Annotated in this window: 12 protein-coding genes, 3 tRNA genes and 2 pseudogenes; 5 read left to right on the plus strand and 12 right to left on the minus strand. The window is 35.7% G+C overall.

Going from position 1 to position 17,131, the window contains the following annotated elements:
* Window positions 1-173: 173 nt before the first annotated feature.
* The 10 genes and pseudogenes from mfd to ABPH35_RS04000 form a co-directional block, all read right to left on the minus strand.
* Window positions 174-3,668 carry a transcription-repair coupling factor gene (gene mfd, locus ABPH35_RS03955; protein WP_349987828.1) on the minus strand — a complete coding sequence of 1,165 codons (3,495 nt, stop codon included), beginning with the start codon at window positions 3,666-3,668 and terminating at the stop codon, window positions 174-176.
* Window position 3,669: 1 nt separating this feature from the next.
* Entirely contained in the window at window positions 3,670-4,239 is a 570-nt protein-coding gene (gene pth / locus ABPH35_RS03960) for an aminoacyl-tRNA hydrolase (RefSeq protein ID WP_349987827.1), read from the minus strand.
* 90 nt (window positions 4,240-4,329) lie between these two features.
* Complete coding sequence (ychF, locus tag ABPH35_RS03965) at window positions 4,330-5,445, minus strand: redox-regulated ATPase YchF (protein ID WP_349987826.1); 1,116 nt, start codon at window positions 5,443-5,445, stop codon at window positions 4,330-4,332.
* 113 nt (window positions 5,446-5,558) lie between these two features.
* Window positions 5,559-5,929, minus strand: a pseudogene (locus ABPH35_RS03970) (helix-turn-helix domain-containing protein).
* 138 nt (window positions 5,930-6,067) lie between these two features.
* Window positions 6,068-6,262 (minus strand): DUF951 domain-containing protein, encoded by a 195-nt coding sequence (locus ABPH35_RS03975; protein WP_349987825.1) that lies wholly within the window; start codon window positions 6,260-6,262, stop codon window positions 6,068-6,070.
* 2 nt (window positions 6,263-6,264) lie between these two features.
* Window positions 6,265-7,173, minus strand: a complete 909-nt coding sequence (locus ABPH35_RS03980; protein ID WP_349987824.1) for a diacylglycerol/lipid kinase family protein — start codon at window positions 7,171-7,173, stop codon at window positions 6,265-6,267.
* Between the two features lie 116 nt (window positions 7,174-7,289).
* Window positions 7,290-8,426, minus strand: coding sequence for a DNA polymerase III subunit beta (dnaN, locus tag ABPH35_RS03985; protein ID WP_349987823.1), 1,137 nt, complete (start codon window positions 8,424-8,426; stop codon window positions 7,290-7,292).
* Window positions 8,427-8,574: 148 nt separating this feature from the next.
* Window positions 8,575-9,930, minus strand: coding sequence for a chromosomal replication initiator protein DnaA (gene dnaA, locus ABPH35_RS03990; RefSeq protein ID WP_349987822.1), 1,356 nt, complete (start codon window positions 9,928-9,930; stop codon window positions 8,575-8,577).
* A gap of 200 nt (window positions 9,931-10,130) precedes the next feature.
* Complete coding sequence (locus tag ABPH35_RS03995; protein ID WP_349987821.1) at window positions 10,131-10,892, minus strand: ParB/RepB/Spo0J family partition protein; 762 nt, start codon at window positions 10,890-10,892, stop codon at window positions 10,131-10,133.
* 56 nt (window positions 10,893-10,948) lie between these two features.
* On the minus strand, window positions 10,949-12,142 hold the full coding sequence (locus ABPH35_RS04000) for a S1C family serine protease (RefSeq protein ID WP_349987820.1): 1,194 nt from the start codon (window positions 12,140-12,142) through the stop codon (window positions 10,949-10,951).
* A 178-nt stretch (window positions 12,143-12,320) separates the two neighbouring features.
* Between ABPH35_RS04000 and rlmH the strand changes: the two genes are divergently transcribed.
* Both rlmH and ABPH35_RS04010 read left to right on the plus strand, forming a co-directional pair.
* Window positions 12,321-12,800: a 23S rRNA (pseudouridine(1915)-N(3))-methyltransferase RlmH gene (rlmH, locus tag ABPH35_RS04005; RefSeq protein ID WP_349987819.1), complete on the plus strand. Its 480-nt coding sequence runs from the start codon at window positions 12,321-12,323 to the stop codon at window positions 12,798-12,800.
* Between the two features lie 25 nt (window positions 12,801-12,825).
* Window positions 12,826-13,497, plus strand: coding sequence for a YoaK family protein (locus ABPH35_RS04010; protein WP_349987818.1), 672 nt, complete (start codon window positions 12,826-12,828; stop codon window positions 13,495-13,497).
* Window positions 13,498-13,516: 19 nt separating this feature from the next.
* Here ABPH35_RS04010 and ABPH35_RS04015 read toward each other — a convergent pair.
* A tRNA-Arg gene (locus ABPH35_RS04015) sits at window positions 13,517-13,590 on the minus strand.
* A gap of 115 nt (window positions 13,591-13,705) precedes the next feature.
* Between ABPH35_RS04015 and ABPH35_RS04020 the strand changes: the two genes are divergently transcribed.
* From ABPH35_RS04020 to ABPH35_RS11035, 3 genes and pseudogenes are all read left to right on the plus strand, one after another.
* Window positions 13,706-13,777 (plus strand) — tRNA-Glu (locus ABPH35_RS04020).
* A 5-nt stretch (window positions 13,778-13,782) separates the two neighbouring features.
* Window positions 13,783-13,856, plus strand: a tRNA-Asn gene (locus ABPH35_RS04025).
* Between the two features lie 301 nt (window positions 13,857-14,157).
* Window positions 14,158-14,363 (plus strand): annotated as a pseudogene (locus tag ABPH35_RS11035) (hypothetical protein); the annotation flags it as partial.
* Window positions 14,364-14,552: 189 nt separating this feature from the next.
* Here ABPH35_RS11035 and ABPH35_RS04035 read toward each other — a convergent pair.
* A complete protein-coding gene (locus tag ABPH35_RS04035) occupies window positions 14,553-17,129 on the minus strand; it encodes a YfhO family protein (RefSeq protein WP_349987816.1) in 2,577 nt (858 codons plus the stop codon).
* Between the last annotated feature and the right edge of the window lie 2 nt (window positions 17,130-17,131).

Raw genomic sequence — 17,131 nt, forward strand, 5'->3', positions numbered from 1 at the left:
TTCGATACGCACAACAACACGGTTTTAACGTCGTTTCATTTTAAAAATCAGGTTTCAAGACCTCTTTTTAGTATGCCCAAAATTTGGGTAAACAATAGCTCAATTAACTTTGACTTTTTTCAAACTTTCTCCTCATTTCTTTATTGTATCACTTTTTGATTGCTTTTTACACTCTAGGAGTCTTTTCGAGCCTTAATTTCTACCATTTTTTCAGCAAAATGAACGAGTTCCTCGATGATTTCATAATCTTTCTTCTTACTTGATAAAAATACTAATTCTACACGGCCCATATTTTCCGAAATACGAGCTTTTAACTTGGTCGCAGAAAGTGCCTCAAAATAATCTTGCATTAGGAAAATTTGACCCGATATTTCTTCAAATATGACGATAATTTGCTCTTGTTTTCTTTCCACTTTCTGAGCAAATAGTTGATCGAAATAAGATTTTAATAAGCCAATCTCCAAAAGATAGGCAACTACATCTGGATATTCTCCAAATCTATCAATCAATTCATCCTGTAATTCTTCATAATCCACACGATTTTCAAGTTGCTTAATACGCTTATAAATTTCAATTTTTTGACGCTGGTCTGTAATATACTCGCTTGGCAAATAAGCATCAATCGATAGGTTGAGTTCCGTATTACTTTTTTCCCGTTTAGATTGTTTTCCTTGCTTTTCTAAAATAGCATTTTCTAACAATTGAGAATAGAGTTCATATCCAACTGAATCAATAAAACCACTTTGAGCAGCTCCTAAGATATTGCCAGCACCTCGAATGGATAAATCTTGCATGGCAATTTTAAAACCAGACCCCAACTCGGTAAATCCTTTTATAGCCTCCAATCTCTTTTCTGCAACTTCTGTTAAATTTTTATCTGGACGATACATTAAATAGGCATACGCAATACGATTTGAACGACCAACACGACCTCTTAATTGATACAAGGTTGACAGCCCCATGTGATCTGCATTTTCAATAAAGAGAGTATTGGCATTTGGAATATCCACCCCTGTTTCAATAATAGTGGTTGTTACTAAAACATCATACTCCCCTTCAATAAAGGATAGAAGCGTATTTTCCAGTTGAATTTCTGACATTTGTCCATGAACAAAACCAATCGTAGCTTCTGTTACCAACTCTCTCAATTCAGACACTTTTTGTTCAATAGTGTCAACTTTATTGTAAAGATAGTAAACCTGTCCACCTCTATCTATCTCTCGTAAAATAGCATCCCGAATAATCGTTGGATTTGTTTCTAGAACATAGGTTTGAACAGGATAACGGTTTGTTGGTGGTGTTTCAATAACAGATAAATCACGAATTCCCAACATGGACATCTGCAATGTTCTTGGAATAGGCGTTGCTGTTAATGTCAAAACATCAATTTTACTTTTCAATTCTTTCAAGCGTTCTTTATGCTTGACTCCAAAACGTTGTTCCTCATCAATCACCAAAAGTCCCAAATCAGCAAATTCAACATCTTTCGACAATAAGCGGTGTGTTCCAATCAGAATATCTACTTGACCTTTTTTCAGTTTTTTGAGTGTCGATTCTTGCTCAGCCTTGGTTTTAAAACGACTCATCACATCAATATTGACAGGAAATTCTGCAAAACGACTTTGGAAATTTGTAAAATGCTGCTGAGCTAAGACCGTTGTCGGAACTAAAATAGCAACTTGTTTGCCATCATTAACTGCTTTAAAGGCAGCACGCATGGCGACTTCTGTTTTACCAAAACCAACATCTCCTACCAATAGACGATCCATTGGAGACGGTTTTTCCATATCTTTTTTGATTTCTTGTATCGAACGAAGCTGGTCCTCTGTTTCGACATAAGTAAAATGTTGGTCAAATTCGACTTGGTTTTCATCATCAGGTGAGAAAGCAAAACCTTTTAATTGACTACGCTCTGCATAAAGACGAATTAAATCATCCGCAATATCCTCAACCTGTTTTACTACCTTCTGCTTGGTTCGTTGGAAACGACCATCATTTAATTTATTTAACTTAGGTGTTTTACCATCTGAAGCAAGATACTTGGACAATACATCAATTTGCTCAACTGGCAGAGAAATACGATCATTGTTTTGGTATTGAATACTCAAATAATCACGATGAATTCCTGACACTTCAATTGTTTCAATTCCAAGGTATTGGCCAACACCGTGCACATAGTGAACCACATAATCGCCTACAGACAATTCACTATAGTCTTTTAATCGTTCAGCATTTGAAATCGTATTCCGACGGATTTTGCGCTTAATCTTTTTATGAAAGATCTCCTGCTCCGTAATGAAGGCAATCTTCTCATCTAAGAAGTGAAATCCTGTTGATAACTGACCAATGGTAATTTGCTGCTGACCTATTTTGATATCATTAGGCTCAACAAAAGGCAGTTCAATCTCATATTCTTGTAAAGTTTTTTGTAAACGTTGTAAAGAAGAGTGTGACTCTGTTTGAAGAACAACCGTATGTGAAGTTTTAGCGTAGTGTCTTAATTCGTCATGTAATAACGGAATTTGATTGAAGAATTCTTGCATAGAATGCTGATTAAATTGATAGATTGCATCAAATGTAAGATTCCCCAATCCCTTTTGAAAGACAGAAAAATAGGTTGCAGGCTTGTATTTTCTAAAAGATGGATAGGCAGATGCAAAGTAATGTAAGGTTGACAAAGACTTAGCCTTTTGTAAATCTTGTGTCAATAATTCTGCAACTTCTACATCAAACTGAGCATGGCGATCAGCTATTTTATGAAAATCATCAAAAAATACTGGCGCATGTCTCGGAAGATAGTCTAATAAGGTCCATTCTTTTTCATAGAAATAAGATAGAAATTTCCGACTATCCGGGTGACGGTGAGGCTGTCTGGTATCTGCCAAGATCTCCTCTATATAAGAAATCTGTTCTTTTTGCTGTAGTTTCTGTAAACTATCTGTCAACTTTTTTTCAGCACGCAAAAAATCTTCTGAAGAAAAAATCATATCAGAAGCCGGTGTGATAAACAACTCTTCAATGGTTTCAATTGACAATTGACTCTCAGTATCAAACTGACGCATACCGTCAATCTCATCGCCAAAAAATTCCAAACGATAGGGATGTTCTTGGCTCATTTCAAAAATATCAAGAATATCTCCTCGTTGGCAAAATTCACCTTGTTGTAAGACACGAGAAACTTTTTTATAACCGATTTCTTGTAATTTCTTTACAAGTTTGTCAACTTCACATTCATCTCCTATTGCTAATTGGATATTAGCTTGTTGATAGGACAAAGGACTAGGCAATAGAATACGACAAGCAGCCATACTAGCTACAATAATACCTGCCTTCTTACTATCTACAAGAAAGTTCAGACTATCCAATCGAGCCTTTGTCCGATCATTGGAGGCAAAAACAAATTCTGCTACAGGGTTATCATCTGTAAAGAAGTTGTAAACATAATCACTTCCCAAGATATTCATTAATTCTTGGGTTAATTTCTCAGCCTCATTCTGAGTTGGCGTTATAATCAAACATTTTTCATCTACTACATCAAATGCCGATGCCATGACGAGGGCCTTCATCGTTCCCGAAAGTCCCATAATGAGCTGACGAGTTGATTGATGTAAACCAGTCTGCCACTTGTCAAGTTGCCTATTGCGATTGACTAATTCAATGATATTCATCTTAATTGTTATACCTTCTCATTATCTTTTCTGCATCGTTTTCTTGTAAATAAAAGTTTACAAAGGTATCCATTTTTTCTAAGCTTAAGTCAATCTGAATTCGGTCATCTGTGTCAAATGAAGACAAGACATGATGAACCACTGTCATGCCAGCCTTTGGTCTTCCAATCCCAATTTTTATCCGATCAAATTCTTGACTGCCAATATGCTTGATAATGCTTTTTATCCCATTATGCCCACCTGCTGATCCTTTTTGACGAAACCGTACTTTGCCAACAGCCATATCTAAATCATCATAAATGACCAATAAATCCTCTATTTCTAATCCATAATAGGCTAACAAGGCATGAACAGCTTTACCAGATTCATTCATAAAGGTTGTCGGCTTAACGAGATAGATTTTTTCACCATTTATAAAGGTTGAAGCAATCTCGGCTTGAAAAATCTTATCATGGCTAAAGGTCACATTTTCTTTCTTCGCAATCCGGTCAATAAACATAAATCCAACATTATGCTTGGTATCCTCATAGCGATCTCCTGGATTTCCTAAGCCTACAATTAATTTTGTCATGATTTCTCCTCTTCACATACTACTTTAAGCGAAAAAAGAAGAAGGAGGGAGCAGATTATCCCAGCCTCTTTATACTACTTTCTGTATTCTTTACACATTAAAGCGGAATTCCATAATATCACCATCTTGGACAATGTATTCTTTACCTTCCTCACGGAGACGTCCTGCTTCTTTAACAGCTTTTTCACTACCATAGGTCATCAAATCATCATAAGACATGGTTACCGCACGGATAAAGCCTTTTTCAAAGTCTGAATGGATAATACCAGCAGCTTGTGGTGCTTTAATGCCACGTTTAAAGGTCCAAGCACGCACTTCCTTTTCGCCTGCTGTAAAGTATGTTCCTAGACCTAGCAAATGATAGGCAGCTCGTGTCAATTTATCAACACCTGACTCCGTTAAGCCCATGGCTTCTAAAAATTCAGCCTTATCTGCTTCATCCAGTTCTGAAATTTCTTCTTCTGCACGTGCCGAAATAACGACCACTTCTGCATTTTCTGTTGCTGCAAATTCACGAATTTGTTTTACATAGTCAATATTGTCTGGATCTGCGACTTCATCTTCGCTAACATTGGCCACATAAAGAACTGGCTTTGTCGTTAAAAGGAATAAGCCTTTCACAATCTTTTGCTCTTCTTCTGTGAAATCAATGGTTCGAGCAGTTTTACCATCTTCTAAAACTGGTTTGATTTTTTGTAGAACCGTAAATTCTGCAACTGAATCTTTATCTTTTTGTGTACGAGCCATTTTTTCCACACGCGCATAGCGTTTATTGACACTCTCCAAGTCCGCCAAAATCAATTCTAAATTGATCGTTTCAATATCAGCCATTGGATCCACAAAAGCAGACTCACGGCCTTGTTCCCGCATGACATTTTCATCATCAAAGGCACGAACAACATGGACAATCGCATCTACCTCACGGATATTGGCCAAGAATTTATTTCCAAGACCTTCCCCTTTAGAAGCTCCTTTTACAATTCCTGCAATATCTGTAAATTCAAAAGTTGTTGGAACTGTCTTTTTAGGGGTAATCAGTTCTGTCAATTTCTGCAGGCGCTCATCCGGTACTTCTACCATTCCAACATTTGGATCAATAGTCGCAAACGGGTAGTTTGCTGCTTCTGCTCCTGCTTTTGTAATCGCATTAAATAGGGTTGATTTTCCAACATTTGGTAAGCCAACGATACCTGCTGTTAAAGCCATTTCTTATTCTCCATTCAAAAATTTCAATCACGTCTATTATAGCAGAAAAGTTAGAAAAAAGCTTGCTAAATTGCAAGCTAAATGAAGAGAAATTCAACGGCTACACAAAACTTTTAAACTAATTTGAAAAATAGCGAACCAATGCTACTACAAAAAAATACGACTAGAATGCCAACGAGCATCAAAGTTTCGCTTTGACTACTTTCTAAATGTTTATCCAAAAATTCCCAGACATTCATAGGACTCTCCGACTTCTCGACTACCCGCTCGATGCGGACTTCCTCTGGTTTACCAAGTACCAGCTCATCAAACTAACTTCTAATTATTCAGCTAATTGAATCAAATTATCCAAGTCTGGTGTCGCATCACCATTTTCCCATTTGGAAATCGACTGACGCGAGATGAACAATTTTTGAGCCAAGTCCTCTTGTGACAAGCTTTTATTGGTTCGAAATTTTTTTAGCTGTTCTGCAAAAATAGTCATGCTGCTACACCGCCTTTTTAATTGATTTTCTAAGACTATTATATGACAGTCCATGGGCGAAAACAAGCACTTTTGCGCGCAACTCACAGTTGCAAAGAATTCTACAACCATTATTTTAAGAGGAGACAGAGGTTGCGTTTATAATATCACCTTCTTCATCTTATAATCAAAATCATGACGGCTCATCATGACAACATGGTCACAATTGGTGCAACGAATCTTAATATCTGCTCCTAGGCGCATAACTTCCCAGGCATTTGCTTTTTTACCAGTTGATTTGATGACACAGGCATGGGGCTTTTTCATTTCAACAATACTTCCTAATTCGTACATCTTTATTCCTTTCCAAGATAATAGTAACGTGTTTGGCAGCTAATGGTCATCTCTTGAATCATCTGTAATTCTCCGTCTACCTGAGCAACTATTTTATGTGGTAATGTCAATTTGATAGTTTCTGCTGTAATATGATGCAACACAGAAGACGTCTTGTGACGTTTCAAAATCAATTCTAACAAGGCCTTGATGCGCTGGAAAATGGAAGGTGCTGAAACATAAACAAGATCCATTTGTGGCGTTTTTATATGAGCATCTGGCCAAATCATAATCCCACCACCAAAGTAAGTGTTGTTTGCAACAGAAAGAAAAAAGAGATGTTCTAATTCCATTTTCTGTTGATTGACTTCAATACAAGCTGACAATTGGGAAGAATTAAACAAACCAAGAACTCCAAAGAAAATATAAGTCAGCTTGCCGATTTTTAGTCGATTAAACCATTTTTTAAAGGCTGTTTTTTCAGAATGTGCGATAACTCGAGCAGGATAGCCAATATCCAAACTATTGATGACCACTCCTTCTGGCAGACTTAACACACAAACAGGTACAGGTGGAGTTGTCAAAATCGTCTCCATCACTTGCTGCCACGACTGAATGCCTACTGCACGAGCAAAATCATTTCCTGATCCAGTAGGAAAGTAGGCAAAGGGAAACTCTTTGGGCCAGATAGCCAATACTTTCGATAAAGTTCCATCTCCACCCAAAATCAAGAAACGATCTTGATCTTTCCGAAAAACAGATAAAATCGCTTCTACTTGTGCATATTCATCATTTTTACTCGTTGTAACATAACTTTCTATCCATACTTGTGGATACATTTCTCGAATGTTTTTAACAATTGTAAAAGCCTGACCATTGCCAGCATGAGGATTTGCTAAAATATATACAATCATATCTCTAATTGTTTTCATTTTTACCCTAGTATAACATAAAAGGCACTGAGAAAAAAGTCATAATTTCAATGACAGTAGCTTTTATCAGCTTACAACAAAAAAAGAAGCTGAATCTTATTCAACTTCTTTTAGTATTAGTTTGTCCGTACTGGTGTAATCAATTGGATAAAATCAAGGTCATTTGAGTTTGGTGCTAGCGTAAATGGACGAACTGGAGAAATAAAGCTAATTTTAATTTGTTCGCTATTGGCTGCTTTTAGAGCATCAATGAGGTAGGTCGGATTAAAGCTAATCACCAAATCTTCCCCTGTTACTTCAAGCGTATCTAATTCTTCATTGACACGACCAACTTCTGGTGAATAAACATGAGCTGATACTTGTCCTTTTACAATTTCTAATTTTACAGTACCATTTTGAGTAGCATTTGACAGCAAACGAGCCCGCTCCATTGCTTGACGCAACTTAGTTGTATCAAAAATTGCTGTTGTATTAAACTCTGTTGGAATTAAACGATCAGTATCAGGATAAGTTCCTTCAAGTAGACGAGTATAGAAGCTAATATGCTCACTCCTAAAGAGCATTTGATTATTAGAGAAGAATACCTCCACAGTTTCAATATCATCTGTAAAAACAGTTACAAACTCACGTAAGGAACGACTTGGAATGACAACGTTGAAGTTATCCCCAGCTTTGTCCAAAATCAATTTTCGTTGGCTCATCCGATGAGAATCTGTTGCTACTGTTTTGAGAGAATGATTGTCTGTTAAAACAAAGTGAACACCTGTTAAAATAGGGCGACTTTCTTGTGTCGAAGCTGCAAAAGCTGTTTCATTAATGGTTTCTTTCAGAACACTTGTTTTTAAAGTAAGAGGTTTAGCAGTCGGTACTTCCTGCAAGCGAGGGTAGTGTTCTGCTTCTTTTCCTTTTAGGGTAATTTCTGACTTGCCACTTATTAAGACGACTTGTTGCTGCTCGATTTCACGTACTTCTAAAACGATGTCTGGTAAACTAGATACAACGTTAATAAAGAAAGACGCTTCTAGCAAGATTGATCCATGAGAAGAAATTAATAAACCAGCATTTTCATCTTGAATCGATATAAAATTCTCAATGGAAATCTGTCCATTTGAACCCGTTAAGGTAATTCCTTCTGTTGAAACTTCTATTTTCACAGTCGATAAAATAGGGATGGCATTTTTACTACTGATGGCTCTTTTGGTAATAGTTAATGCTTGTAAAAATACAGTTTTATTAATAGAAAATTGAATCATGGATTCTCCTTTATTTATAGATTATAAAGTTAGTAGTAATAGTAGGTTCTGTGTATTCTGTGGAAAACAAGCTAATAATATGTGTTTCCTAAGAAAAACTGATGTGTATAGATTGTGGAAAACTGTGGGTTATTTGTTTTAGTTATCCTCAGTTACGAATCTTGTTTTTGATTGTTGTTAGTTCGATTTCTAAATTTTCGTCTTCTAATACCATTGTTTTTATCTTATTATGCGCGTGCATCACTGTTGTATGATCGCGATTGCCAAATTCTTTCCCAATTTTGGGCAAAGAGTTATCGGTCATTTCTCGTGCGAGGTACATAGCTACCTGTCTAGCATGAACGATATGTTGAATCCTTTTTGCCCCCTTGATTTCCTTAAGACTGACTCCATAGAATTGTCCGACTTCATTTTGAATCGTTTCGATTGTAATAATTGTATTGACAGGACTTGTCTGTTTACGGGCACGAATAGCCTCAGCAGCTACGTCAACAGTGATTTCAGTCAATTTTTTGACACTAGCCAAAAGATGAATATCCTTCAAAGCTCCTTCAAGGTCACGAATATTAGAATCAAACTGCCCAGCTATATAAGAAAGAGTGTCGTCGGTAAAGTCATAAGGGTAATCCTCACATTTATTGCGTAAAATAGCAATACGCGTCTCCAAATCTGGCGGCGTAATATCAGAAGTAGTTCCCCATTTAAAACGTGTAACAAGTCGTTCTTCTAAGTTATCCAAATAGTCAGGGTTACGATCACTTGTTAAGACAATTTGTTTGTTTTTTCCATAAAGTGCTTCAAATGTATGAAAAAATTCTTCTTGAGTAGATGCCTTATTTCGTAAAAATTGAACATCATCAATTAGTAGAACATCCAAATTTCGATAGATTTTCTTAAAATTCTCCATATCGTTCAAACGAAGATGTTCTAAAAAATCGTTGATAAAGGTTTCAGTTGAGACGTATTTAATACGGGCATGAGGATTATTTCGTAATATCCAATTCCCAATTGCATTTAAAAGATGTGTTTTTCCTAAACCGGGTCCGCCATAGATAAATAGAGGGTTATATAAACTTCCAGGATTATCAGCAACTGCTAAAGCCCCAGCCTTAGCCATTTGATTATTATCCCCTTGGACAAAATTTTCAAAGGTGTATTGTGGCTTGATATCTGGGTGAAGTGGCTGTTGTCTTTTTTGCTGTGTGACGGTTTGTAACTGTTCTATTGGTTCACGAACAAGAACTTTTTCAGGAGCATCAATAGTAAATTGATAATCAATAGAAAGTTGACTATCAAAAATTTCAAATCCTGCAGTGATCAGAATATCCTTTAAATTTTGATCCCAGAAGAGTTGCTTGTAAGGACTATCTAGGAAGATTTGTGCTTGATTTGAGGAGATATGAAGTAATTGTGCATTTTCTACGTAAAAATCATAAGCTCCTTGATTGAGTTTGCTGTTAGCTAGTTGTAACACCCGACTCCAAAATAATTGCTCTTTGTCCACAGTTTCCCCCTCTCTTTCTGTTTAATCTGTCTTACTAGTGTACCATAAAACAAAAAAGTTTTCCACAACTTAAATGATTTTCCACATCTTCACATTGGTTTTCCACAAGATGTGTATAATTCATAGAAAAGTGGATTTTCCAGTCAATTTTCTATGTCTGGGCTGTGAACAATTATGTTTATAAAAATAAATTCTCCACACTAGTCTATTATAGTGTGGAGAATTCGTTCCAATTCTTCTGTATTTTTAAAAGAAACAGTAAGTGTACCACTGCCATTTTTTTTCTGCTCAATAGAAACTGTTGTTCCCAATATTTTGCTGAAGGTAGATTCGATTTCCTTTACAAAGATATTGGCTTTTTTCTTAGCGGTTGTCTTTTTCTTAGAAAGAGCATTTTCTAAAGAACGGACGCTCATTTCTTTTTGAAGAATTGTGGCAAGCCATTTTTCTTGTTCTTTTTTTGAATAAGGTATTAATAAACGAGCATGTCCCTGTGATAATGTACCTTCTTCTACTGCTTTTACCAGTGTATCGGACAGCTGTAGCAAACGAAGAATATTTGTGATATATGGCCGTGATTTTCCTATAATTTGAGCAATTTCATCATGAGTTAATCCTTTTTCAATCAAACGTTGATAGGATTTTGCTTCTTCAATGGGATTGAGATCAGAGCGCTGTAAATTTTCAATAATAGCCTGATAAAGTAGTTCATCATCTGATAAATTTTTTATCACCACAGGAACGCTTGTCAGACCTGCTAGTTGACTCGCTCGTAGCCTGCGTTCCCCTGCTAATAGTTCATAACCGATAATAGCTGATTTTCGGACGATTAAGGGCTGAATCAGACCATTTTCTTTAATTGACCGAGAGAGCTCCTCTAATTTTTCTTTTTCAAAATGCACTCGAGGTTGATAAGGATTTGGTGTGATGTCATTGATTGCAATATAGCGTAATTCTTCCATACGTCCATCTTAACAAAAAAAAGCTCACTTTACAATGTTGTAAAGTGAGTTAGTTATTATTTTGCTAGATCTTCTGTTGAATGTGTCAATTTGATGTCAATAGTTTTTTCTTGCCCTGCACGGTAATAGGTCACAGAAATGGTATCCCCAATCGTATGTTTGTAAAGAGAACTTTGTAAATCACTAATTGTTTCAACACTTTCTCCATCAATTTTTGTAATCACATCATATTGTTCGAGTTGTCCATCTGCTGGTAGACCTTTTTGAGTGGACACAACGACAATACCTGCTCTTACTTTCTCATTATCTAGGCCAGTCTTTTTTCGCTGCTCACTTGACAAGTTATTTAAGTTTACCATTTGAATGCCGAGTGCTGGACGAATAACTTTTCCATTTTTTTCTAACTGATTAATGATATTCACTGCATCATTTGCTGGAATGGCAAATCCCATACCTTCTACTGAAACCCCTGTGTTAGCACTTGAAGTAATTTTGCTGGATGTAATTCCAATTACTTGTCCTTGAATATTAATGAGAGGTCCGCCAGAATTACCAGGATTAATGGCAGTATCAGTTTGGATAGCATTGGTAGAAATTGTTTGTCCATCTTCTGCTTTTGAGGTGACTGTACGGCTGAGACTGGATACAATTCCCTGTGTTACAGTATTAGCATAGATACTTCCAAGAGGACTACCGATTGCAATTGCTGTTTCACCAACTTTAATTTTATCAGAATTAGCAAATTCAGCCACAGTTGTTACTTTATCAGCAGCAATTTTAATGACAGCAATATCTGCATAGGTATCAGATCCAACTAATTCCCCTTCTATTTTTTCCCCAGAAGCTAGTTGAATATCAATTTTTTCTGCACCCGCAATGACATGTGTATTAGTGACCACATAGGCAAATTGTTCTGTTTTTTTATAGATAACTCCAGATCCCTCACCAGCAACAGTTAATTCTCCAGAACGTGTAGCATCTCCTAAAATCGAACTAAGAGCATTTTCTCTTGTTGCTTGATAGTTAATCACTGATACAACGGCATTTTGCACTTTTTCTACAGCTGAGGTTGTCGAATTTTCATTATCATATTGAACATTACTGACAGTCGTTTGTTCATTTTCTTTCTTTGTTTGAACAGTCTGCTGAGCTGGTTCATTAGGGTGAAATAGAGGAGCAACCAAGGTTCCTGCTAGACCTCCAGCAAAACCAATTAAAAATAAAAGTATAAATTTTAGTGATTTTTTCATTTAATTTTATTCCTCCAGCTTTTTAGTTTATCATAGTCTTATTGTCTTAATTATAACTTAAAACAAAAAAAAATCAATCCACACCCTGTGGATAAGTCTGTAATAATTGTAAATACGTTCCATTAAACCAAGGAAATTTTGTTGTCAAGTTTTTAACTGAATATGGTACAATAGCACTATGAAGATGAAATTAATTACAGTTGGGAAACTAAAAGAAAAATATTTAAAGGCTGGGATTGCTGAATATGTGAAACGATTAGGACGTTTTACAAAGGTAGATATAATTGAATTACCAGATGAAAAAACACCAGATAAAGCGAGCCAAGCTGAAAATGATCTTATTTTAAAAAAGGAATCAGACCGGATTTTATCAAAAATAAGCGACAGAGAGTATGTTATTGCTTTAGCGATTGAAGGAAAGCAATTTGCCTCTGAAGATTTTAGTCAGCTGCTAGTAGATATCACAGTAAAAGGTTATTCTGATATTACATTTGTTATCGGAGGTAGCCTAGGCTTACATGAAAGTGTGAAAAAACGAGCTAACTTATTAATTAGTTTTGGTCTACTTACATTACCACATCAGTTAATGCGCTTGGTTTTAGTAGAGCAAATTTACCGTGCATTTATGATTCAACAAGGGAGTCCTTACCATAAATAGTTTCACGTGAAACGATAGGAGTTATATGTCCAAGAAAAAAGAGTATCAGGTGTTTGAAGGTTTGAGAATAGCAACTAGTCTGACCTTTATTAGTGGTTATTTAAATGCTTTTACCTATGTGACACAAGGAGGTCGTTTTGCTGGTGTGCAATCAGGCAATATAATCATGCTTTCGTACTATTTGGCAATAGGGGAGTTAGCACAAGCTGTTAGCTTTTTAAATCCTATTATTTTCTTTATTGTGGGACAATTTGCTGTCTATATGATAAAAAGCTTTTTTAGAAAAGATGAATGGTTACGTCATTTTATTAGTAGTGTATTGATGACTTTCTTTATATTTTTAGCAGTGATTATTACGCCGTTTGTCGGACCAGTTCTTACGATGGCTATCTTAGCATTTGTTGCTTCGATTCAGATTGGAACCTTTCAAAAATTAAGAGGAGCTCCTTATGCTAATGTTATGATGACAGGAAATTTAAAAAATGCGGCCTATTTATGGTTTAAAGGTTGGATGGAAAATGATGTAGCTCTCCGAAAAAGAGGGCGTGAAACTATTTTTATTTTAGCCAGTTTTAGCCTAGGAGTGATTGTTTCAACCATTTTCTCCTTAAAATTTTTTGAGTACTCTCTCGCCTATGTCCTATTCCCTACTTTTTATGTAAATTATGAATTATGGCGAGAAAAAAGCCTAGCTTAGAAACAAGCTAGGCTTAAAATGATTCCAGCAGGATTCGAACCTGCGACCGTTCGCTTAGAAGGCGAATGCTCTATCCAGCTGAGCTATGGAACCAAATTCAACCCCTTCATTGTAACCTAAAGTATGCAAATTGTCAAGATATAGAAAAAATCAAAAAAATATCTTGACAAAGAATGTTGTCTATATTATACTAGATAGTGCTTAAAATGGTCCGTTGGTCAAGGGGTTAAGACACCGCCTTTTCACGGCGGTAACACGGGTTCGAATCCCGTACGGACTATATCATCCGCCATAGCTCAGTTGGTAGTAGCGCATGACTGTTAATCATGATGTCGTAGGTTCGAGTCCTACTGGCGGAGTTACAAAAGTATGAAAGACGCTGATTTTCAGTGTTTTTCTTTTTATTTTATTTTATTTTATTTTATTTTATTTTTCCCCGTTGTAAACTAAAGTACAACACAAAAGACATGTTTATCTGTTATACTAAACGTTTCAAAATCCAGTATAGAAAGATGATAAACATGTCCACTTCTGATTGTACCACAAAACGTTCTTATAAGAATCTGACGGCTGGTCAGAGAGGAAAGAAACAAGGAGCTTCTAAAAGCGAAATTGCTCGCAAACTAGGTGTTCATTGTTTAATACTCAACCATAACTCAGGAAATCGACTCTGTTCTTGGCCTGAAACAGGCTGGGGAGCCATCTATTTTAACTCTAGACAGACTCGCTATGCCATTACAGTCGATCTAGCTGAAAAGAAGGCCCACTATGTGAATGAGGCAACTTCTGCCATCAATCAGCGACCAAGAAGACTGTTAGAGTATCAGTCCGCGGAAAAACTATTTGGGCTAGCCCAAATAGCCTAAACTCTCAACTTTGGTTCAGATAAAATGTGTTGCATTTAACTTGACAATTCAAGTTTCATTATTGCATTAATTAAACAGATATTTGCTTGATGCTCATCAATTTATTCAGATTTTAGTATAATATGGGATTTTGACCTTTATTTGAATCATCAACAGTTAAGGAAGAAAGGGGAAATGCCTACTCCTTGTTTAAGGTGTTCTTACTCTTTTACGTCGAAGAATATCATACATAATAAATGCTACTATTCCGCCAAGGAAACAGAAGCTACCGATTATAAAGCCTTGAGGAATAAATGTGAAAATAATATTCCCCTTTCCTTTTTTAACTTCTACTTTCATAAAGCCATCCTGTGCTTTACTAATGACCATCTGTTTGCCATTTTGCTTAGCAGACCATCCCTTATCATAAGGTATGGTAAGGAGTACTGAACCATCTGATTCGGCAGTATAGTCCACAGTTATTTTGTTACCTTTTATTTGAGCAGATATATCTTTTTCTTTTAATTTTTCCATAGCAGTCTGGTAAGCTACTGTATCCAATCTGTAGAATTGAGGTGGATCAAAAGATACTTGTTTATTGCTCGGGAAGGTCATTGTAAGAGTTATGATTTGTTCCTCTTCAAAGTATCCTCCATCAAAAAAGGAAAATGTATTATCAAGTGTAAAGTTTTTTGATACATTGTTGACAGTGAATTGAATATTTTTACTGTTTTCATCTGTAAAGCTAATGTTTGGTAAACTAACATATAATTGTGTATGTGCAGGGACTCGCAATAGATAATGAGCAGTAGGTAAATTGCCATCATCATTAGCAGTAACAGTTACACGATTATTTAATTCAACAGCATTTTGTACATTGAGGGATTCAACTGGATAGTAATACTTTAAATCTAGTCCAGTCAGCTGATTGATAAGATTTGTTTGATTATCTAATGTTAAGTTTGTAAACTTGACATCTTTGTAAACTTTATCTGTCAATAGAGCTAGCGGAAGAGAGTAGACATTTTCATAGAGGTTAAAAAGTCCGTCTGCATGGCTATTAGTAAAACCAAATTTAGAAAGCTCTCCTTCTACCAGATTGTATTTGATAGCAAAGAGACTATCAGCTAGGAGTGTATTATTTTGATAGCGTAAGTTAAGGTTCGTACCATCTGAACGGAATCCTAATTTATCCAAAGTTGAGCTAGAAGCGCGATTACGAATAGAAGAAAATTGAGAAATTCCATTATAATTATATTTCATACTATCATTTCCAGTTTGAGGGAATAATCTTTCCATTCGATAAAATTGCTCATTAGTTGATTGACTATATTTGACAAGGTTGTCAATTTGTGTCAAGTTTTGTTCATAATTAGAACGACTTGGGAAATGCCATTCATCAGCTAGACCATTGACTTGATAGTGAGTATTTAATCCTAATTCAAATATGACAAAAAAGAGGCTTAGCAATGAAAATACAGTTGGAGTGATGCGTTTGTTGCTGATGGCATAGAATATTACACCGTAGGCAAGTAAAAATTCAAATGAGAGTAAAAAGTGAATAGGCTCTAAAAATGGATAATGGTTAATATAGAAGAATGTCAATAGGAAACCAAAAACGAGGAAAAGAAATACTTTGATACACTGATGAAAGCGAAGTTCTTTTAATCTACTTAGGGTTTCAGCAGCCATATAAATAATGATTATTGAAAAAATCCAAGCATAACGATGTAAAAACATATTTGGCGCATGCATTCCTTGCCAGAGTAAATCCAATGGCTGGAAATAAAAGCTAGTAATAATAAAAGTGATTGCAATTCCATAACAAGTCTTTACTTGCCAACTGATTGATTTGATTGTAAAGAATAGTAGAGCAAATAGCAAAGGAAAAATTCCAGCGTAAATCATAGGAATTGCACCAAACTTAGTTGTATCATAGCTGCCTACTAAGTTTTTAGCGAATACATCCAAATACCAAGAATTTTCCGTTTTCCAATTGAGAATTTCTGTAAATGTCTCACCATGTGTTTTTAAATCAAGGTAGGTTGGCAATAGCATAATCATACTAGAAATTCCCGAGAGGATGGAAACAACTACAAAATCAATAACGTATCTAACATGTTTTTTTATGTCCCAAGAAATTTGTAAAAGAACCCAAATCACTAAAAATAGTGCTAGCATATAACCAAAGTAATAATTTTGAATAAATAGGCAGAGTAGGGAGACAAAATAGAGAACTCTTCCTTTACCATTTAGTAACTTGTGTAAACCAAGTAACACAAGTGGGACTAATATAAATACATCTAGCCAACTATTAATTTCTAATTGACTGGTTGAAAAACTCATGAGGGCAAAACTTGTAGAGAGGCAAATAGCTAGAAATGGAGCCAGTTTTTTATAAATATGAGATAGGCTGAAGTAAGTTGACAGACCTGTCAATCCGAATTTCATTAGTGTAAAGAGGTAGAGAGCGTCGGGCATACTCTTTATATCAAAAAAGTAAGTTAGTGGAGATAGGAAGGATCCGAGATAATAAGATGTAAGGGCATAAAAATTTAGTCCTAATCCACTAGTGAAGGTATAAAATAATGAGCCGTTACCATGCAGTGCATTTCGCAATACCTGATTAAAGATAACATATTGGTGAAAGGCATCACTTGCTAAAATAGTTGTCTCGCTTCCCCACCAAATTCCTTTCATTGCTAGAATAATACCTATAATAAAAATAGGTAGGAAGAACGAGAGAAGATAAAGTAATATTTTTGAATATTTTTTTAAAGTCATCATAT

This window comes from Streptococcus handemini (genome assembly GCF_040984445.1).
In the GTDB taxonomy this organism is placed as follows: Bacteria; Bacillota; Bacilli; order Lactobacillales; family Streptococcaceae; genus Streptococcus; species Streptococcus handemini.